The sequence below is a fragment of the Labilithrix luteola genome (genome assembly GCF_001263205.1).
Lineage (GTDB): Bacteria > Myxococcota_A > Polyangia > Polyangiales > Polyangiaceae > Labilithrix > Labilithrix luteola.
In genome coordinates, this window is sequence record NZ_CP012333.1 from 10182694 (window position 1) to 10202846 (window position 20153).

The 20153-nt window shown below is 67.8% G+C and carries 16 protein-coding genes and 1 pseudogene; 10 read left to right on the forward strand and 7 right to left on the reverse strand.

Annotation, left to right across the window (positions count from 1 at the left end):
* Positions 1-28 precede the first annotated feature (28 nt).
* Together AKJ09_RS43910 and AKJ09_RS43915 are read right to left on the reverse strand one after the other, a co-directional pair.
* Positions 29-910 carry a class I SAM-dependent methyltransferase gene (locus tag AKJ09_RS43910; RefSeq protein ID WP_240488829.1) on the reverse strand — a complete coding sequence of 294 codons (882 nt, stop codon included), beginning with the start codon at positions 908-910 and terminating at the stop codon, positions 29-31.
* The gene (locus AKJ09_RS43915) at positions 907-1623 is read right to left on the reverse strand and encodes a HEAT repeat domain-containing protein (RefSeq protein WP_146653825.1); all 717 of its coding nucleotides are present in this window, start codon (positions 1621-1623) and stop codon (positions 907-909) included. The genes AKJ09_RS43910 and AKJ09_RS43915 overlap by 4 nt, the downstream gene beginning before the upstream one ends.
* A 93-nt stretch (positions 1624-1716) precedes the next feature.
* On the opposite strand from AKJ09_RS43915, the gene AKJ09_RS55815 reads away from it, so the two are divergent.
* The 4 genes from AKJ09_RS55815 (at position 1717) to AKJ09_RS43930 (ending at position 10140) form a co-directional block, all read left to right on the forward strand.
* Positions 1717-1842 (forward strand): hypothetical protein, encoded by a 126-nt coding sequence (locus AKJ09_RS55815; protein WP_275936700.1) that lies wholly within the window; start codon positions 1717-1719, stop codon positions 1840-1842.
* Complete coding sequence (locus tag AKJ09_RS43920; protein ID WP_169928359.1) at positions 1839-2561, forward strand: M23 family metallopeptidase; 723 nt, start codon at positions 1839-1841, stop codon at positions 2559-2561. The genes AKJ09_RS55815 and AKJ09_RS43920 overlap by 4 nt, the downstream gene beginning before the upstream one ends.
* Positions 2562-2696: 135 nt before the next feature.
* A complete protein-coding gene (locus AKJ09_RS43925) occupies positions 2697-4577 on the forward strand; it encodes a serine/threonine-protein kinase (RefSeq protein WP_240488830.1) in 1881 nt (626 codons plus the stop codon).
* A gap of 94 nt (positions 4578-4671) precedes the next feature.
* Positions 4672-10140: a tetratricopeptide repeat protein gene (locus AKJ09_RS43930; RefSeq protein ID WP_146653827.1), complete on the forward strand. Its 5469-nt coding sequence runs from the start codon at positions 4672-4674 to the stop codon at positions 10138-10140.
* 10 nt (positions 10141-10150) lie between these two features.
* Here the strand turns inward: AKJ09_RS43930 and AKJ09_RS43935 are convergent, their stop codons facing one another.
* On the reverse strand, positions 10151-11038 hold the full coding sequence (locus AKJ09_RS43935) for a S66 peptidase family protein (RefSeq protein ID WP_146653828.1): 888 nt from the start codon (positions 11036-11038) through the stop codon (positions 10151-10153).
* Positions 11039-11324: 286 nt separating this feature from the next.
* Here AKJ09_RS43935 and AKJ09_RS43940 point away from each other — a divergent pair, with 286 nt between their 5' ends.
* Both AKJ09_RS43940 and AKJ09_RS43945 read left to right on the forward strand, forming a co-directional pair.
* The gene (locus tag AKJ09_RS43940; protein ID WP_240488831.1) at positions 11325-12200 is read left to right on the forward strand and encodes a lysophospholipid acyltransferase family protein; all 876 of its coding nucleotides are present in this window, start codon (positions 11325-11327) and stop codon (positions 12198-12200) included.
* The gene (locus AKJ09_RS43945; protein WP_146653829.1) at positions 12200-13282 is read left to right on the forward strand and encodes an SDR family oxidoreductase; all 1083 of its coding nucleotides are present in this window, start codon (positions 12200-12202) and stop codon (positions 13280-13282) included. Before AKJ09_RS43940 ends, AKJ09_RS43945 begins: the two co-directional genes overlap by 1 nt.
* Here AKJ09_RS43945 and AKJ09_RS43950 read toward each other — a convergent pair whose 3' ends face one another.
* Positions 13283-14539, reverse strand: a complete 1257-nt coding sequence (locus AKJ09_RS43950; protein WP_240488832.1) for a citrate synthase family protein — start codon at positions 14537-14539, stop codon at positions 13283-13285.
* Positions 14540-14685: 146 nt separating this feature from the next.
* On the opposite strand from AKJ09_RS43950, the gene AKJ09_RS43955 reads away from it, so the two are divergent.
* Positions 14686-15813: a citrate synthase gene (locus AKJ09_RS43955; protein WP_146653830.1), complete on the forward strand. Its 1128-nt coding sequence runs from the start codon at positions 14686-14688 to the stop codon at positions 15811-15813.
* Between the two features lie 49 nt (positions 15814-15862).
* Positions 15863-16648: a crotonase/enoyl-CoA hydratase family protein gene (locus AKJ09_RS43960; protein ID WP_146653831.1), complete on the forward strand. Its 786-nt coding sequence runs from the start codon at positions 15863-15865 to the stop codon at positions 16646-16648.
* A gap of 27 nt (positions 16649-16675) precedes the next feature.
* On the opposite strand, the gene AKJ09_RS43965 is transcribed toward AKJ09_RS43960, so the two are convergent.
* The 3 genes from AKJ09_RS43965 to AKJ09_RS43975 form a co-directional block, all read right to left on the reverse strand.
* Positions 16676-17008 carry a DUF2325 domain-containing protein gene (locus AKJ09_RS43965; RefSeq protein WP_146653832.1) on the reverse strand — a complete coding sequence of 111 codons (333 nt, stop codon included), beginning with the start codon at positions 17006-17008 and terminating at the stop codon, positions 16676-16678.
* 167 nt (positions 17009-17175) lie between these two features.
* Positions 17176-17976, reverse strand: a complete 801-nt coding sequence (locus tag AKJ09_RS43970; protein WP_146653833.1) for an isocitrate lyase/PEP mutase family protein — start codon at positions 17974-17976, stop codon at positions 17176-17178.
* On the reverse strand, positions 17973-18431 hold the full coding sequence (locus AKJ09_RS43975) for a carboxymuconolactone decarboxylase family protein (RefSeq protein ID WP_146653834.1): 459 nt from the start codon (positions 18429-18431) through the stop codon (positions 17973-17975). Before AKJ09_RS43975 ends, AKJ09_RS43970 begins: the two co-directional genes overlap by 4 nt.
* 88 nt (positions 18432-18519) lie before the next feature.
* Between AKJ09_RS43975 and AKJ09_RS56440 the strand changes: the two are divergent.
* Both AKJ09_RS56440 and AKJ09_RS55820 read left to right on the forward strand, forming a co-directional pair.
* Positions 18520-19233, forward strand: a pseudogene (locus AKJ09_RS56440) (aminotransferase-like domain-containing protein); the annotation flags it as partial.
* Entirely contained in the window at positions 19206-20078 is an 873-nt protein-coding gene (locus AKJ09_RS55820; RefSeq protein WP_205633958.1) for an aminotransferase-like domain-containing protein, read from the forward strand. The pseudogene AKJ09_RS56440 and the gene AKJ09_RS55820, both read left to right, overlap by 28 nt.
* Positions 20079-20153: the final 75 nt, after the last annotated feature.

The following is a 20153-nucleotide window of genomic DNA, read 5'->3' on the forward strand; positions in this document are numbered from 1 at the left end:
TGCAGCGACGTGCAGCGAAGCGAGCGGATCAGGCCTTGCGGCGACCGCTCGCGACGCCGACGTTGACCGTGAGCTCGAAGGCTCCGTCGCTCCAGTACTTGTCGATCGCGTTGCGCACGTAGGCGAACGGAGCGGCGACGTCATCGATCCGGAGCGTCGAACGGAACTCCGGGAGGAGCACGAGGCGAGCGACGGGATCTTCGAAGAAGTCGCGACCGCTCTCGAAGCGAAGCGTTCGAGGCGCGGCATCGACCTCCACGTGCTCGAAGCCGACGGCCTCGAGCTCGCGTGCGAAGAGGTCGTCGGTCGGACGGAGTTGCACGGCAGCCTCGACCGCGTTGGTCAGGTCGCTCTGTTCGTGGCGCAGCGCGCACTCGCGGATCAGATCGGCGAGCTCACCGAACGAGCCACGCAGGGGCATGGCGACGAGCGCCTGCCCGCGAGGTGCGGTGATGCGCGCGAGCTCCTCGAGCAAGCGCCTCCGCTCAGCCGGAGCAACGTGCGGGTGGAGCGTGAACGCGTGCGAGAAAGCGCCGGCGGGAAACGGCAACGTGATGCCATCGATGACGCGGTAGTCAGCGATGAAACCAGGCAGCGTCTGCGCCTTCGCGCGCGCGAGCTCGATGGCGTGTTCGGAGTTGTCGCAACCGTAGACGTGCGCGTTCGGTAGCTTTTCGAGCAGCGCGCGATCGGGGTAGCCTGTGCGGCACTGGACGTGGCAGACGCGCGCGTCGCGTCCGGGCACGAACATCCGCAGCATCTGCTGCGCGAAGAAGGAGAGGTAGCGCGGGACGACGTACGTTTCGAAGATCGCCGCATCGGCGGATCCCAGCCGACGCGCCGGCGACGTCGCGATGTCGCCTCCGCGCATGCTCCCCGCGCCCGAGATCGCCGTCGTCCCCACGGTCATCGCCCCTTCTTCTTGCCGCCCTTCGCCGGCGGGGGCGGCGGCTTGTTGTTTCCGCCACCACCCGTTGCGCTCTCGCCGACCTCGGCGAGCAGCTCGCGCGCTTCGTACGCGAGGTCACCGATCGCGACGCGCTCGCCCTCCCCGCTCTCGTCGTCGAGCTGAACTTGGCGGCCGTCCTTCTCGAGGGGCGCGAGAAGCGGGATCGCCGCCGGGTCGCCCAGCTCGGCCATGGCTTCGATCGCCGCCGCGACGGCCTCTGCATCCGCATGCTTGAGGAAGCGACCGAGAAGCTTCACGCAGCCCGGCTCTCCAACCTCCGCGAGGAGGAACGGGAGCTCGGTCAGCGCGGGGCTTCCCTTCGGAAGTCGCTCGAGCGCGCGCTCGATGCCGAGTGCGACTTCCTTGAAGCGATCGAACGCGAGCGCTTCGAGGGATTCGCCGGCGGCCACGCGCGCCTCGGGCGAGTCGCTCGCGAGAATGTCGATGAGAAGGTCCACGACCTCGTCGCCTTCGAGGTCGCCGAGGAGCAGCGAGAGGCGCGAAAGGCGCAACGCGGCTTCGGACTCGTCCTCGAGGGCGAGGCCCGCCTTCACCGCGTCGCGGAGCTCACGAACGAGCTCGGAACGGCTCCGCTCGAGAAGCTCCGCGTGGAGCGAGCGGGCGGTACGTTCGGCGTCGAAGAGCGCGGACAGACTCTCGCGAATCGTGGACATAGCGCGTTCCTTACCACGACGGGACCGGGCCGGGATCGGTCGTTCCTACAGAAGCAAGGAATGCGAACCGTCTCGCGCTAGTCTTTCCTGAGAATGAGTGCAGCGACGGCTCCGGCAGCGCGATGGCTCTGGGCAGGCGGGTTCGCCCTCGTGTTCGTTGCCCTCGCCGATCAGCGGGCGCTGCCCCCGTCCGCGTGGCGATCGCAGGCGCTCCCGTGAAGGGCGCCTTCGCCCTCGTGGAAGGCGAATGCCCGCCCGGCACCGTCCCGGACGACGGCGCGTGCGTCCATCTCGGCGGCGGCGTCGAGGACGGCATTTTCGCGCCTGCGCAGTCGAACACGCACCACGAACGGAGCGGCACGATCCGGACGTACGAGCAGATCCCGAAGCTGCCCGATCGGCCCGGAGACTACGACGCGTATCGCTATCCGATCCCGCCCGGGATGGCGGGCGGCCACTACGTGGTGAGCGGGTACGACCTCGATCGGCCCGATCCGCAGCAGCGACGCGGACGGACCCTGAAACACGTCGGCCACGGCGGCGTCGACCTGCCTCAGGCCAAGGGAACGCCGGTCAAACTCGTCTCATTGGAGCATCAAGAGGGCGACGCGGAGGTCCTGTACACGGGCCCTCTATTCGGTACGACGGTCATCACCAGGCACACCCTGCGGGAGGGCGGGAGGCTGCGAGACTACGTCGTTCTCTTTGGCCACCTCGACTCGATCGCCCCCGGAATCGCCCCCGGCGTGGCCCTCAAGGAGGGGGATCTCGTGGGCGGCGTCGGGGACTCCGGTTCGCCCGAACTCGTGCATTTGCACTTGGAAATTCGGAGGGTCCGCGACGGCGTCGAGCTCGCACGCGTCCCTGCGGGCGGGCAGCTACTGGCAGAAACCATCAGCATCGTTTGCGATCCCCGAAACGTCCTACCTCTGAAGTAGCGTCTTCGCGCCAATTGTGTGTCGATGTCCGGGGATAGGGGATCCGCCCCCAGTTCGCCTCGCTGACAAAATGAGCAGCCATTCGCTCAAGCTCCGCTTGCGCAACTGCCTTTCGCGAGGGACGATTGTCGAGACGTGTCCCACCCCTCCGTGGCAATGCAGCCCGAAGATACGGCTCCGACCGAGCTGCTCGTGTTCGTTTGCCCCGTTTGCCGGGCGAAATGGGCCGACACGGACGCACCTCAAGCCTGCCCCACGCACGGTGTGCGCCTCGTGCGACCGCGCGATCTTCCTGAGGCGCCGTCTGTTGCGGTTGGTTCGCTTGGCTCGCCTGGTTCGCTTGGCTCGCCTGGTTCGCCCGCTTCGGCTGTTCTCAAGCCCGGGCAACCAGCACTCAAGGATCGCCCGACGAACGCTGTAAGCGGCGTCACGGGTCTGCCCGCGCACGCTCCCAAGCCGGCGACCGGTCACGGAACGAATCACGCTGCGGGTGGTGGAACCGCGCTCGCGGGCGTGAGCCTCGTAGACGACGATCCGATGGTCGGCCGTACGCTCGAAGGCCGCTACACGATCCTCACCAAGCTCGGTGCCGGATCGATGGGTACCGTCTACCGCGCCAAGCAGCACGCCATGGGCCGCGAGGTGGCGATCAAGATTCTTCGTGGCGATCGCGCCGACGACGAGTCCGCCAAGGCGCGCTTCATGCGCGAGGCGCGAGCAAACAGTCTCCTCGCCTCTCCCAATACCGTGACCGTCTTCGACTTCGGTCAGAGCGAGAGCGGTGAGTTCTATCTCGCGATGGAGCTCCTCGAGGGCGAGAGCCTCGGCCAGCGTCTCACGACCGTGGGACGACTTCCGGCGGCACTCGCCGTCGATGCCGCACGCCAGGCGCTTCGTTCACTCGGGGAAGCGCACGCGAAGGGAATCATCCATCGCGACCTGAAGCCCGACAACCTCTTCTTCGCGCGCGTTCTGACGGGCAACAGCATTCGTCCGTCGCGGCTCGATCCCTCCGAGGCCACCGGCCACACGACGCCGCCACCGCCGGCCGCGGATCCGCACGAGGAGATCGTCAAGGTCCTCGACTTCGGCATCGCGAAGATGATGGACCCCGACGCGCCGCAACCGATGGGCGTCGTCGAGACGCAGGCGGGCACCGTCTTCGGAACGCCGCGCTACATGTCGCCCGAGCAGGCGCAGGGCAAGACGCTCGATGCGCGCAGCGATCTCTACTCGCTCGGCGTCATCCTCTATCAGATGCTCGCGGGTCGCCCGCCCTTCACGGACAACGACGCCGTGGTGGTCATGGCCCGGCACATCAAGTCGACGCCGAAGCCGCTTCGCGAAGTCTGCCCGGATGCAGGCGTTCCGAAGGAGCTCGAAGACGTCGTCATGCGCACGCTTGCGAAGGACCCGCGCGATCGTCCAGAGAGCGCCGAGATCCTCGCCGGTGAGCTCTTGTCGGCGCTCGAAGCTCAAGACGCGACGTCGAGCGGCGTGCGTGCGTCGATCACCAACGCAGCCGGCATTCGAATCCCCGGCTCGATCCGGCCACCGTCGATTCCGCTCCCGAAGCCCCGGCGCAAGAACCTGCCGCTCGTGGCCATTGCGGTTCCGCTGGTCGTGATCGCTGCCGCGATCGGCGTCTACATCGGTCTGCGTCGGTCGTCGAACGCCGCGAACGAAGCGACGGCGGCCGCGACTGTGTCGACCGACACCCTTTCGGTGTCCGCGAAGAGCGCGCCCCGCGCCGTCAATGATCCGGCCAGCGCGAACGCGCAGGGCGGGATCGCGGCGTCACCTTCTCAAGGGGAAGAAGAGGCGCCGACCGTGACGCCGGATGCGTTGCCGAAAGCCTCGGCGCCGAACGCCAACGCGAACGGGTCGAATGGATCGCCGAAGGTCCATGGGCACCCCCTCGGGCGCCCGCAACGACCGACTCCCTCGGGAAAAGCATCGGCCTCGACGCCCGCGAGTCCCCCATCGCCGACCAGCTCGTACGGCATTTTCGACTGACACGGACACGACGTCCGATCGCGAGCAATTTCAGCCTCCTCACGAGCGCCTGAGATTGCTCGCCCCAAGTGCGAGGTGGTACTCTTTGCACCCCATGGATCGCGCCGAAATCGATAGGCTTGTCCAGCGTCTCGTCGAGAATCCCCACGACGAGGAGGCGCTCGGCTACGCGCACCAAGCGGGTGAAACGGACCCCAAGGCGTACGCGATGCTCCTCGAGCGTGTCGGCACCGATACGCGCGATCCGGCGTATGCCGCGCACTGGCTCGCGGAAGCGGCGAACGTCTGGTCGACCACGCTCGGCGATGCGCATCGCGCCGCGCGTGTGTTGATGATGGCGATCGACAAGGATCCCACGGCGCAAGTCGCCGCCGAACGCCTCGCGCAGCTCTATCGCGACAAGGGTGATTCGAAGGCGCTCGTCGCGCTCCTCGATCGCCGCGCGAAGGCGATCGCACCGCTGGCGATGCAGAACGACGAGATTCGTGGCGAGCTCGCGGGCATGCACGAAGAGCTCGGTCGACTCTGGGCGGAGCCGCCGCTCTCGCAGCCGAAGAAGGCGATCGAGAACTACAAGCGCGCAGTCGAACTGGATCCGACGAGCGCGTACGCGATCTACAACACGCGTGAACTCTACAAGCAATTGCAGGAATGGCAGAACGCCCTTCCGCTCTACGGCGCGGAGCTCGAACTCGAACAGGACCCCGGCCGCCGCGTCGGCCTCCTGCGCGACGAAGCGTCGACGCGAAAACTCGCCGGCGATCTCCCGGGCGCTTCGCGTGCGCTTGCCGCAGCTCGCGAGATCGACGCGTCCGATCCGGCGCTCCAGCAGGAGTACGCGTCCAGCGTCCTCGATCGCATTCAGGCCGGCGAGGCCGTTGCTCCCGCCGACCGCACGTACGCCGCCGAGTTGCTCGTTGCACTCGCCGAGACCTACGAAGGCGAACACGGGCTCGCCTATGCGGGTGCCGCGCTCGACATCGAGCCGGGTAACGATCGCGCGGTGCAGCTCTACGCGCACTACGCGCGCACCCTCGGTCAGGAAGCCGATCTCTCCACGCGCTACAACGCCTACCTCGCCGCGAATCCGAACGGCGCGATGGCCGCGGAAGTGCGTTCTGCGCTCGGCCCTGCCGCGAACCCGCGCCTCGAGTTGAGCGCTGTGTCGAATGCACCGGCTCCTTCGGCTCCGAGCGAGCTCGACAAGCTCGTCGAGCACACGTCAATCGACGAAGGCTCGCAACCTTCGCAAGGTTCGTCGCCGAGCGTTTCGAAGCGCGCGAGCGTGATGCCTTCGCAGAAGGCCGCCTCCACTCCGCCGCCGGCCCTCGACGAGATCGAAGGACTCAACCGACGTGGCGCGCTCTCGCCGGAGAAGCTCCAGGGCATTCTCGACGCGGCGCAGATGCTCGCCGGCAAAGGCAAGAAGCCCGAGGCCTTTGCCAAATACAAGGAAGTGCTCGACAGCGATCCGGCCCATCCGGAAGCGCTCGGCTGGACCGAAGATTACCTGCGCAGCAAGCGTGACTACGGTCAGCTCCGCGACGTCCTCCTCGCCAGCATTCGGGCGACAGCGAACGTGCCGGAGCATCTCGAGTCGCGCAAAGAGCGCCTGCGCGAAGTCGCGGGCCTCTGCGAGGGCAACCTCCGCGACATCGACAGCGCCATCGCCGCGTGGCGACAGCTTCTCGCCATCGATCGCTCGGACGAGAGCGCGCGGGCGGCCCTGATGCGTCTCCTCGAGAAGTCGCAACGCTGGGAAGAGCTCGCGAACCTCCTCGAGCAGGAAGCGACGATCGAGTCCGACGTCGACACGAAGGTGCAGCTCGAGCGCAAGCTCGCCAAGCTCCAGGAAGACAAGCGCAAGGACCTCGTCGCGGCGGGCGAAGCGTGGGGACGCATCGCACGTCTCCTCGGTGACGACGACCAGGCGATCCTCACCGCGTCGCGCCTCTTCGAGAAGGGAGAGCGCTCCGACCAAGCAGCAGCGATTATCGCGGAGAGCGCCTCGGGCATCGAAGATCCCGTTGCGCGCGGCCACCTCATGCAGCGCCTCGGGGAGCTCCGCGAGCAGCTCGGGCAGGGACTTCTCGCCGGCGAATCGTACGCCGAAGCCGCCGAAGCCCTTCGTAACGGCAAGCTCTGGGAAGAGGCCGACCGCCTCTACTCGGCCGCCGAGGCGTGGGAGAAGGCTGCGCACGCCGCCCACCAGCGCGGTCTTCTGACGGGCGATCTGAAGCACCAGGCAACGTTCTTCGCGCGCGCCGCGGACTACCTGGTCAAGGCCGGCCGCGGTGACGACGCGCTGGAACGGCTCGAGGAATCGACCAACCTCGATCCGCTCAACGACGACTACGCGAACCAACTCGTCGCCCGCTACGACTCGACTGATCAGGTCGACAAGCTCGTTCAGTTCCTCACGAAGCGCGGCGATCGACTCACCGACCGCAGCAAGCGCGTCAACATCCGCCGCGAGGCCGCGTCGCTTGCCGTCAATCGACTGGGCGACAAGGAGCTCGCGCGCGAGCTTTGGCTCAAGCTCCTCGAAGACGGCGATGACCGGGAGGCCCTCGAGCGCCTCATCGACGACGCCGTCGAACGTGAAGACCACACCGAAGCAGCCACGCTTCTGCGCCGCCTCGGCCAGAACACGGTCGACAAGGCCGAGAAGGCGCGCGTGGCGTTGCGCGAGGCCGAGCTCCTCGCGGACGGCGTCGGCGACGTCGACACCGCCATCTCGCGCTACGAGCTCATTCTCGCGGACCTCGATTCGACGTGCCGCCCCGCCCTGCAGGCGATCGCCGATCTCCAGGAAGCCCGCGGCAACCTCGCCGAGGCCTCCGACGCACTCGAGCGCGAGTTGAAGCTCGTCGCCGACGTGCAGGAGCGCGGTCAGATCGCGGCGCGCCTCGCTCGCCTCTACGAGAAGCTCGACGATCCGCGCAACGCGATCCGCGCGCTCGACCTCGTGCGCAAAGCGGACCTCGAAGACTTCGACGCGCTCACGCGCCTCTGCGAGCTCTGTGAACTCACCGAACAGTGGGGCCGCGTCGCCGAGTTGCTCGTCGAGCGAATCGAAATCGAAGCCGACGAGCAGGAAGTCGTCGACCTCACGCGCAAGCTCGCGTCGATCCTCGCCGACAAGTTGGATCGTGGCGACGAAGCGCTCGGTGCCCTCACCGACCTCGCCGACGCCGGCGATGCCACGGTTCGGCAGGCATACATCGAGCTCGGCGATCGCCTTGGTTGGAAGGGCATCGTCGCCAGCAAGCTGAAGGAGTGGTGGTTCGACGCACGGCACGGCACCGAGCGCACGGCTGCTCTGCGTGGCGCATTCGAGCGCTTCGCGGAGGTCGGTCGCGATGCCGACGCAGTGGGCGTTGCCATCGAGCTCGTTCGCACCAAGGGCGCGGACAAGAAGCTCGCGGACCACCTCGAAGAGCTCGCGGTGAAGACCGGCGATCACGACGCGCTCACCGTCGCGCACGACCTGCTCGCGCGCGAAGTCCAGGGCGCCGAACGCGCGAACGAGCTCGTTCGTCAGGCCGAAGTGCGCGTGCGTGCCGGCATGCCTCGCAACGACGCGATCGGCCACGGCGAGCAGGGCCTGCCCTTCATACCGTCGGGCGAAGCGGAGCCGCTGCTCGAGCGCCTCTCTGCGCTCGCGACCAAGCCAGTGGAGGTCATCGACCTCTACGAACGTCAGGTGACGCGCAGCAAGGCGCCGACCGACCGTGTTCGTGCCCTCGCCCGCGCTGCGCAAGTGGCGTCGCTGCGCGGTCAACCGGAGCGCGCGCGCGGCTTCTTCGAGCTCGGTCTCTCGGGCGCGCCGACCGAGGAGATCCTCACGGTGCTCGAGACCAGCGCGCGCGAAGGCGACAAATTCGGCGGTGGCGATCGCCTGCGACGCGCGCTCTGTCAGGCGCTCGCAGCGGGTGGCCACGGTGCACGCGACGGCGGACGTACGCGCGCCAGCCTTCTTCGTCGGGCGGCCACGCTCGCCCATCGTGACCTGAACGACATGGATCAGGCGTTTTCGTGGCTCGCCGACGCGCTCGTCGCCCACGTCGATCCGCTCACCCTCGACATGCTCGAGGCGCTCGGCATCGACGGCGGTGATCCGCGACGCGCCGAAGGCGCTCTCACGCACGCCCTCGGTGAGGTGTTCGACGGCCCGCTCGTGAAGCAGCTGCTCGCACGACGCGCGAAGATCCGTCGCGATCAGCTGGTCGAGCCGGTGAATGCCGCCGCCGACCTCAAGAAGCTCCACGACCTGTCGCCTTCGGATCAGAGCGTGATGGACGAGCTCGCTGGCCTCCTCATGGAGCTCAGTGACTACAAGGGCCTCGTCCAGCTCTACGAGGACCAGATCCTCCGCGGCAAGGACATGAACGCGCGGGCGGAGCTTGCACGCAAGGTCGCGCGCATCTGGGAAGAGCAGCTGACCGACCCGCGCGAAGCCGCCGACGCCTGGCGCCGCGTCCTGCGCATGCGCGCGGGCGACGCCGAAGCGACGAGCGGTCTCGAACGCGCGAAGAGCGGCGTGGCTGCACTCAAGAAGCCCGAAGGCGATCCCAAGTTCGTCTACGCTCCGCCGAAGCTCGTCAGCGATCAACCGGTGCCGCCGCCCTCGCGTGCACCTGGCAAGGGTGCGTCGATCCCTCCGGCGGCAAGTGCCGAACGCACGTCGAACGGTCCGGCGAAGCCGATGCCGTCGCGTGTGCCGTCGCCCCCGCCCGCCGACGACAGCACGAACACCAAGACGACGTCGTCGGTGCCCGGCGCGAACGACAAGACCGACATCGGACCGCGTCCGGTCGCTCCCCCCGTTCGCTCACTGCCGCCTCCGTTGCCTTCGCCGGGCTCGTCGCTCGGCAGGAGCGTGTCGCCGCCGAAGCTCCCGAACGACGTGGCGACCACGCTTCGCGCGCTCTCCGAGCCCCCGCCGCCCGCCAAGGTCGACGTGGAGCTCAATGGTGAGATCGACGCATCCTTCGACCGCCTCGAGCTCGACGCGAAGCCGAGCGGGGCGACGGTCGTCGAGACCGCGTCGACTTCGACGCATGGAGAAGCCTCGGTGTCGACCTCGGCGCCTGGCTCTGGCTCGAGCTCGGATTCCGTCGTGAGTCACCTCGACACGCTCGCCAAGAGCGGTGAGACGCTCGCGGACGACAGCACCAAGAGTTCCGAGAGCAAGGCTCCGCTCGCTCCGAAGGTCGCTCCCGTCGAGGAAGCCCCTTCGAGCGTGCGCGCCCCCAATCCCACGGTCGACACGAGCCTCGAGACCACCGCGAGCACCTCCGGCAGCGTGGTCTCCCCGTTGCTCGAGAGCATGACGTCGGCGACGGTCGAGAAGCTCGACGGCGACGCGACGACGGACGACCCCCTCGCCGAGGAGCTCGTCTCGAGCGAGCTTCTCGCCGTCGATGACGCAACGGGCGCTCACAACCCGCTCGAAGCGACGATGTCGCGCCCTCAGGACGAGGAGGAGATCGTCATCGCCGACGACCTCGCCGAGATCGTCGACGACACCAGGGACAGCGTTCCGCCCTTCCGCGGCTGATACGCATTCGTCAGACGAAGCGCAGCACGGAGCCTTCGAGCACGGCGTTCTGGCCGAGCACGAAGGCTTCGTTCGGTGAGCCGTGGCCGAAGGGCGCGCCGGCGACGACGGGCACCCCGAGACCTTGCGTGAGCTCGCGGAGAACCTGCGCCACCGTCACGCGATCCGGTCCGGGCTCGCATTGATCGAAGCCACCGAACACGACTCCGCCGGCCCGCGAGAGATGCCCGCCGAGGCGCAGCGTGGTGAGCATGCGGTCGATGCGATACGGCCGCTCGGTCACGTCTTCGAGGACCAGAATGGCGCCATCGGGAACGGTGAACTCGCCTGCGCCAGCCATGGCCGCTACGAGCGCGAGATTTCCGCCGACGAGCGGCCCCTCCGCGCGACCATGGTTGATGACGTCGAGGCCACTCCACGAGGCGTGGAGCGCCAAGCCTTCGAGCGCTCCGATCACGGACAACCGCTCGGCCGGGGAAATCGAGCGACCGAGACCAGTCACGTTCGGACCGTGAATCGAGGCGATGTTCCGCCGGTTTGCCACCGCGTGGAGCGCGGTGACGTCGCTGAATCCCAAGATCCACTTCGGACGTCGCTCGAAGTCGTCCCAAGGAAGTGCATCGACGATGCGCATCGCGCCGTAGCCGCCACGCGCGCAGACGATCGCGTCGACCGTTGGGTCGAGCATCGCGTGCGCGAGATCGTCCGCGCGGTCGCGATCATCGCCGGCGAGATAGCCGGCTCGACCTAGGATTCTCCCCGAGATCCGCAGCGTGTAACGCGTCCGCAGCCACGCGAGTCCACGGAAGAGCTCCTGGAACGTCGCCACCGGACTCGACGGCGCCACGATGGCGACGACCGAGCCAGGCCGAATGGGGGGCGGAACGCGAAAGACCACGGCGCCGCAGTTTACTGCGGCGACCACTTGCACGGACCGAGAATTTCGGGGCCCACGTTAGGCGAGGGACCCGAAATCCTCGGTCCTTTGCCCACGTGTGTCGCAACTGCGTTGACGATTCAGTCAGCGCAACAGAGTTGCGCTGCGGCCCCTCTCGTTCGACGAGATCAGGTTCCGTGCTTCGAGCGCAACCGATTCGCTTGACCGCCTCGCGCGGGCCGGCGATAGGTTGGCCGTGACCACGACCTCGCGGTCGCTCGCACGCCTAGGTGGGAGGCTGAGAACGGTGGCTCCGCTCGCGCGGCGGCTGGTCGACTCAGTCGTATCCGGCGTCGACGACTGGATGACCGAAAAGCTCGGCGAAGAGTTCAACGAACGCCTCGCCCGTGTCCCGCTCAACCTGACCACGACCGGGGTCGACCCCTTCGGGCTCGATCCGCAATGGACGAAGTACGCGCTCGCTTCGGTCGCGTTTCTCCACAGGCACTATTTCCGCACCGAGGTCTTCGGTGCCGAGAACCTGCCGAAGGATCGCGTGCTGCTCGTCGCGAACCACTCGGGTCAGCTTCCGATCGACGGCGCCCTCATCGGCGCGTCCCTCTTCATGGACGTCGAGCCGCCGCGCTTCATGCGCGCGATGGTCGAGAAGTGGACGCAGACGCTACCGTTCGTCTCGCTTCTGTTCTCGCGCGTCGGCCAGGTCGTGGGCGTCCCCGAGAATGCCAAACGCCTGCTCGAGAGCGAGGAAGCTCTGCTCGTCTTCCCGGAAGGTTCTCGAGGTATCTCGAAGACGTTCGACAAGCGCTATCAGCTCGTCGATTTCGGTCTCGGTTTCATGCGCCTCGCGCTCGAGACGAACACGCCGATCGTTCCGGTGGCCGTCATCGGGGGCGAGGAGCAGTATGTGTCGGTAGGAAACTTCGGCGCGCTTGCGAAGCTGCTCCGCATGCCGAGCTTCCCCGTCCTGCCGCAACTCCTCCTTCCCTTCGGCGCCCTCCCGCTGCCCACGCGCTATCGGATCTACCTCGGCGAGCCCATGCGCTTCACGGGCGACCCCGACGACGACGATGCCATCATCGAAGAGAAGGTCTTCGCTGTGAAAGGGACCGTCCAATCGATGGTCAATCGCGGCCTCAAGGCCAGAAAGAGTGTCTTCTTCTGATGGCTGGCGTTCGCGACGAGAACCCGACGCACGGCGTGCGGACGCGCGGCCAAGAGCGCTCGAACGGAAGCCCCGATTCGGCTCCGCGCACGCCACGCTCGGGCCAAGGCCCCGGCTCGTCGCCCTCGTCGGTGCCGCGGCCGCTCGCCGCGCGGGGTCGGGGGACGGTTCTCGTCACCGGCGCTTGCGGGCGACTCGGGAAACACTTCGTCCGCGCGTTGCATCGCGAGCGGCGTGTGATTGCTGTCGACCGCCGTCCCTTCCCGGACAAGCCGAAGGACGTCGTCCACGAGCAGGTCGACATCCGGCGCAAGAAGCTCAAGGACATCTTCCGCGCCGAGCCCATCGAGGCGGTGGTTCACCTCGGGATCATGCACGATCCCCGCGCGTCGCAGGCCGAGCATCACTCGTGGAACGTGGCGGGCTTCCAGAAGCTGCTCGAGTACGTCGCGCAATTCCAGGTTCCCAAGCTCGTCGTGCTTTCGAGCTCGAACGTCTATGGGCCTCAGCCCGACAACGCGCAGTTCCTCAAGGAAGAGTCCCCGCTCCTCGGCGGCGCGCGCTTCAGCGAGATCCGCGACCTCATCGAGGTCGACATGCTCGCGCAGGGCTTCTTCTGGAAGCACCCCGAGACGGAGACCGTCATCCTTCGGCCGGTCCACATCCTCGGGGCCGTACACAACGCAGCGTCGAACTTCCTTCGCCTGCCGACGATCCCCACGTTGATGGGCTTCGATCCGATGGTCCAGGTGGTGCACGAGAGCGACGTCGTGCGCGCGCTCGAACGCACACTCACACCGGGAAAGCGTGGAATCTACAACCTCGCGGGGCCCGGACCGCTTCCGCTCTCGCACATCGTGAAGCTGCTCGGAAAGCCGAGCGTGCCGGTGCCGTACTCGCTCGGCAAAGCGGTCCTCAAGCGGCTTTGGTCGTTCCGGCTCACCACCTTTCCAGCACCCGAGCTCGACCACATTCGTTACGTCTGCATGGTCGACGACACACGCGCGCGAGACGAGCTCGGCTACGCGCCGGAGACGTCGATCGAGGACACGGTGCGCAGCGTCGACGGTGGGCGCTGGTAATCACTCGCCAACGTAACGTGCACGCGGGCGAAGCAGGAACCCCGCGCTGCGCTGCTCGAGGGCGTGGGCGATCCAACCGGCGATGCGGCCCGCCGCGAAGATGGCGAGCGGAGCGCCGGCACGCAGGCCGAGAGCCGACGACACGGCCGTGAGTCCCACGTCGAGGGTAGGCTTTTCGCGGGCGACGAGATCCATCGCACTCACGACGGCCGAAAGAATGCGCACGCCTTTCGTCTTCGGCCCGAGGCGTTCGGAGATCTCGAGAAGGCGCTCGGCGCGCGGGTCGCCATCCGGATAGAGCGGATGCCCGAATGCTGGAATCGACTCACCGCGATCGAGCCGTGCACCGACGTATGCGGCGGCGCGCTCCGGCCGAGCGATTGCTTCCACCATCGCCTCCACGCGAGCGGTGACTCCGCCGTGGAGTGTCCCAGAGAGTGTCGCGAGCGCCGAGAGTGTGCACGCAGAGAGGTTTGCTCCGGCCGATGCCGTCACGCGGCAGGCGAACGTCGACGCGTTCAGCTCGTGATCGGCCGAGAGAATGAGCGCTTCGTTGACCGCGGCGACGGCCCGCGGGGTGGTACGTCCACCGAGCGCGAGGACGAGGGCGCGGGCGACGCCGTCGGCCTCGAGCGAGCTCGTCACGGCATCGGTCCCGAGCGGCAGGCCGGCCGCGGCGACGAGCCGGCGAAGGAGCAGTGGCGCACGCTGTTTCGCCATGTCCACCGTGGGTTCTGTGCGGAGCTCCGAGGCCGTGAGAGCGGCCGACGTCTCGATCATGCCGTCGAACGGCTCGGCGTCCGAACCGAGGAGAGAGCGTAGCGGCGCGGGCGGGGCACCAAGCTTGCGATCGTCGTGGCCGAGCGACTTCGGACACGGCGCCGACCAGAGCAGAGAGCACACGTCTTCGAACGCGGCGCCTTCGCGCGCCAGCTCGACGGCGGGGCGACCGCGATAGGTGGGCCCCTGCGGACCAATGGAGCCGATGCGGGTTTCGAGAACCGGCTCTCCCCAACGCAGGGCGCTCGCGGCGACCGCGCCATGGCCGGAGCGAGCAAGACTCCGCGAGCGCAGGCGCTCGAGATCGGACCGGTGGTAGACGCGGCTTCGGTCACCACGGCCGGCCGCAGCACTGCGCACGAGACCTCGGCTGGCGTACGCGTAGAGCGTGGTGCGTTTCACGCCGAGGAGACGCGCGGCCTCGGCGGCGCTAACCCATTCGCGACCTTGATTGTCGATACGCAGACGTTGATTCACGAATCCATGATGCGAACGTGGACTGCGTTGTCCACATTGATCAACGTTGACGACGTTGATCCACCCGATGCAGGTCAGCGCCGTCGCGAACCCGCGAAGTCAGGCGAACCACACGCCTCACCCGCCAGAAACAGGAGAACGCGACCATGGCCACGGCCACCCCTTCCCTCCCCCGTATCGAAGCTAGCGGCCTCGAAGACGTCGTCGCGGCGACCACGCGCCTCAGCGATGTCGATGGTGACAACGGACGGCTCGTCCTTGCGGGGAGCCCGGTCGAAGACGTCGCCGGCACCCTCTCGTTCGAGCAAGCGATCGGGCTGCTTTGGCACGGCAGCATCCCGACGCCGTCGGAAGCCACACGCATCCGCGAAGCTCTCGGCGAGGCTCGCGAAGCCGCCTACGAGCGCATCCCCGAGCTGGGCGACGCGCTGGCCCTCCCCGACGCGATGGATGCCCTCCGCGCAGCGATGGGCCATCTCGCCGTACGAGCCAACGAGGATCCGTTCACCGAAGCTCTACGCATCACGGCGGCCACGGCAGTGTTCGCGGCGGCGTGGGCTCGTTCGCCCGCGCCCCTCAGGCCCGATCCGCGACTCGGCCACGCCGCCGACTACCTTCGGATGGTGACGGGTCACCCCGCTGCGCCGCCGGCCGTCGCCGCCCTCGATGCCTACCTCGTCACGGTGGTCGACCACGGGATGAATGCCTCGACGTTCGCGGCGCGCGTCGTCGCGTCGACGGCCTCCGACACGGTCTCTGCCGTCGTCGCGGCGATCGGCGCTCTCAAAGGGCGACTTCACGGCGGCGCGCCAGGCCCCGTGCTCGACATGCTCGACGCGATCGGCGAGCCCGCCGCCGCCCACGCGTGGATGACCAGTGCGCTCGCGCGTGGTGAACGCATCATGGGCATGGGGCATCGCGTCTACCGCGTGCGCGATCCGCGCGCCTTCGTCCTCGAGCGAGCCGTCGCGCGCCTCGAAGCCGCCGAAGGCTCGGCATCGTCTGCGGGTCGCCGCCTCCACCTTGCCCGCGCCGTAGAAAACGAAGCCGTCGCCGTCCTCACCGCCCGTCATCCCGATCGTCCGCTCAAGGCGAACGTCGAGTTCTACACGGCCATCTTGCTCGAAGCGATCGGCCTGCCTCGCACGCTCTTCACGCCGACATTCGCGGCCTCGCGGGTCTTCGGCTGGTGTGCGCATGTGAACGAGCAGCGCGCGGTCGGCCGCCTCATCCGTCCGAAGTCACGCTACGTCGACGCGCCACCACGCGTGTGAGCCCGCCGAGCGTTGACGTTCTGACAGCGTTCGCGCCAAAGTTCCGTGCATGACCTCCCGCATCAGCGTCGACCGCGACGACCACGTTCTACTCATCGGCATCAATCGCCCGGAGAAACGAAACGCGTTCGACGTGCAGATGCTCGAAGATCTGGCGGCGGCCTACGAGACGCTCGGTAAAGACGATGCGCTTCGCGTCGGCGTGGTGTACGCGCACGGCGACCACTTCTCGGCCGGCCTCGACCTCGGCGTCGTCGGCCCCGTGGTCGCCGCGCAAGGCCCTCAGGCGCTCGGCGGAAAGAGCGCTTACGATCCGTTCGGCGTGTGGGGCGACCCCGTGCCCAAGCCCATCGTCATGGCGGTGAACGGTCTCGCCTTCACGCTGTCCATCGAGCTGGCTCTCGCGAGCGACATCGTCATCGCTGCCGACGACGTACGCTTCCGACAGCTCGAGATCGGGCGGGGCATCCTCCCGTTCGGAGGTGCCACCATCAACGGGCCCGCCAAGCTGGGTTGGGGCAACGCGATGCGCTTCCTCCTCACGGCCGAAGAATTCGGCGCTGCCGAGGCGCTGCGAATCGGCCTGGTCCAGGAAGTGGTGCCCAAGGGCGAGCACGTCGAGCGCGCCAAGGCGATGGCGCGAACGATCGCCAAGCAGGCTCCGCTCGGGGTCGCCGCTACGCTCGCGAACGCGCGCATGGCACGCACATCGGGCGCCAAGGCGGCCGCCGATCATCTCCGTGCCGTACTGCCAAGCATCCTCTCGAGCGCCGATGCGGCAGAGGGATTGGCGAGCTTTCTCGAACGACGCGAAGCGAAGTTCCAGGGGCGCTGACCGCGCCGCGCAGGCTGGTGCCTCGCGCTACTTGGTGCCGAGCGAAGCGACGGCCGCGCGGAGCGACGAGACGGAGGCCGAGCGCAGGTAGACGACGGGGGCGTCGTCCGCTGCGAGGTCCTTCACCTGATCGCGCAGCGAGTGGGAAACCATACCCACCATCACGAAGATGGCGGCCACCTTGCCGAGCATGCGTCGCGTGCCGTTGGGGACGCGGTTCTCGAAGTGACGGAGCTCGAGACCGCGCTCCTCGACCACTTCGCGATACCGCTCGGACATGCCGCCGCTTCCTCCGACGACGACCACCGAGCCACGAGCCCCTTCGGGGGCGACGCCACGAGTCGAGGACTGCTTTGCCATGCCCTCGGTATGAGCAAGACCGAAGCCATCGTCCGAGGAGCTCCTGGCCCCCCAGAATCTCCAGGAGATCCGGCGTCGGCCCCGCTATTCCCGCAATTTTGGCAATCGCCGGCCCTGCCCTGTCGGCTCGGGCTGCCAACCTGTCCGTCGCCCGACAGCTCGGCCCGTCACCGCGTCGTGAACAGCGCCTGAATCGCCGGGTACGCAAGGTCGGCGCTCAGCACCTCCGTGTACGTCCCTCGTTCCAGCAGCTCCTTGCAGGCGCGACGAGCCGCCGAGAAAGCCGCTTCGGCAATGCGTGGGCCCGCGCTCACACGACGAACCCCCAACGTGGCGAGCTCCGAGACGGGCGCGAGGCCTTGGATGACCATGACGTTGACCGGCAGACGAGTCCCCGACGTGATGGCCGCGATCGCCTCGTTCGCGGTGATGCGAGGTACGAAGAAGCCATCGGCTCCCGCCGCTTCGTAGACGCGTGCCCGCGCAAGAACCTCCTCGACCATACGCTCGGCCGGTGCGAGGCCGCGGAGCACGACGTCGGTACGAGCATTCACGAACACGTGGGGAGCTCGCGCCTTGCACGCTGCAACCTTGCGCGCGAGAAGCTCCGGCCCCTCGCTGCCGTCCTCGAGGTTCACGCCGACGACGCCGATCGCGGCGAGTCGAGCGACGTTCGCGGCCACTTCCTCGGGATCGCTCGACCACCCTCGCTCGAAGTCGACAGTGACGGGAACGTCGACGGCTTCGACGATGGCCCGCGCCCTGTCCACGAGAGTGTCGAAGGCGAGCGCCTCGCCATCGGCGCATCCCTGCGACCACGCCAAGGCGGCACTCGTCGTCGCAACGGCTGCGGCCCCGCACGATTCGGCGATGCGCGCCGAAAGGGCGTCCCACGCATTCGGAAGAACGAGCGCACCTGGTCCGTCGTGGAGCGCGCGGAAGCGTGCGGCACGCGCCTCGAAGGTCATCGCGCCACCGGCTGGTAGATGCCGGCTTCGGGGCGGAAGGACACGCCGATGCGATTCCACGCGTTGATCGTGGCCACCGCCATCGTGAGCTCGACGAGCTCGCGCTCCTCGAAGTGCTGGCGAGCTTCCTCGAAGACCTCGTCGGGCACGTGGCCCTCGGTGAGAAGCGTCACCGACTCGGCCCACGCGAGAGCGGCGCGCTCGCGCTCCGAGAACATCGCCGAAACCTCGCGGAAGACCGGCAGCAGATGCATCCGTTCATCGGTCTCACCGTGCGCCCGCAGATCCTTCGAGTGCATGTCGATGCAATAGGCACAACCATTGATCTGGGAGACACGCAGATAGACGAGGTCTTTCAGCTTGCGGTCGAGGCCCGATTTGCGGACGTGACCTTCGAGCTGGACGAGTGCCTTGAGCGCTTCGGGGGCAACCTTCGCGTAGTCGATTCGAGCCATGACGTATCTCCTCGTCCAAAAGAGGTAGAACATCGATGGTCCAAGCGTTAGGACCACTTCAGGCATTTTCGACTGGTCCACTTCTGCCATGAAGCCCCTCCCTCGTTCGCCTCGTTCGCTTCGTGTTCCGGCGCCCGAGCTCGCGTTCGCGGCGCCACCTCGCGACGTTCCGCTGCATCGCTGGGCCTACGAGAGCCTCCGTTCGGCGATCCTCGACGGGCGCCTCCCCGCGGGCACGCGCGTACCTTCGACGCGCGATCTCGCACGGCAGCTCGGCGTGGCGCGCGGAACGATCGTGGCCGTCTTCGAACAGCTCACCGCCGAGGGCTACCTCACGAGCCGCGAGGGCTCGGGCACGTTCGTGGCGAAGGACCTGCCCGATGCATGGTTCGAGGTCACGTCGCCGAAGCCTCGAGCGCGCGGCGGCATCCCCGCGGCGAGCCTCTCGACCTTCGGTCGATCGCTCGAGAGTTCTCCCTTTCCGCTCGTCATCCCGCCCACGCCACGACCGTTTCGCGCCCACGTTCCCGCGTTCGACGCGTTTCCGCACGACGCGTGGAGCCGCATCGTCGCGCGCCATGCGCGTCGTGAAACGCGTGCCGGACTCCAAGGCGGGGACGCCGCCGGGGTGCGCTCGCTGCGTGAGGCCATCGCCAACCACGTTCGCGTCGCGCGCGGCGTCGACTGCTCGGCCGATCGCGTCATCGTCACGTCGGGCGCGCAGCAGTCCCTCGATCTCGCCGTTCGCCTCGTGCTCGATCGCGGTGACCAGGCGTGGATCGAAGATCCGGGGTATGTCGGCGCGCGCGCGATTCTCGAAGCGGCTGGCGCGGTGCTCGTGCCCGTCCCGGTCGACGACGAGGGGCTCGCGTCGATCTCGGCATCGCCCGCGCACCGAACGCCAAGCTTGCGTACGTCACGCCAGCGCACCACGCGCCGCTCGGCGTCACACTCCCGGCCGATCGGCGACTCGCACTTCTCGACTGGGCGGAGGCGATGCGCGCCTGGATCGTGGAAGACGATTACGACAGCGAGTTTCGCTACGAGAGCCGGCCTGTCGCCGCCCTCGCGGCGCTCGATCGCCACGGCGTCGTCATTCACACCGGCAGCTTCAGCAAGACGATGGTTCCCGGGCTTCGACTCGCGTACGTCGTTGCGCCCGAAGCGCTCGTCTCGCGGTTCGTCGCCGCGAAGAGCGTCCTCGACCGCTTCACCCCGCCCCTCTTGCAGGAGGCGCTCGCCGAGTTCATCCACGAGGGCCACTTCGCCCGTCACCTCCGGCGCATGCGTGAGCTCTATGCCGAACGACGCACTGCGTTGCTCGAAGCGATCGCAGACGAGCTCCCCGCCATCGAGGTGGTCGGCGCCGAGGCCGGGATCGACGTCGTCGCTCGACTGCCCCCAGGGGTCGACGACCAAGCGGCCGCTCTCGCCCTGGAGAAGGCGGGCCTGGACGCCATGCCCCTCTCCGACAATGCGATTCGTCCTCTCGCTCGTGGAGGGCTCATCCTCGGCTTCGCGGGCTTCACGCCCGCCAAGCTCCGTACGGCGGTCAGCGCGATGAAGCGCGCGCTCGCGCCGCTCTTGCCGCCAGTTCGCCGGCCCCGACGCGCGGGCAGCATGGCAACGAGGCATCGAGCCACATGACCTTACACCGCAGCGCGGCCTCTCGATGTGCAGCCGCGTTTGGCTTGCGGTCCAGGCCGGTGTATACGCGGCTCC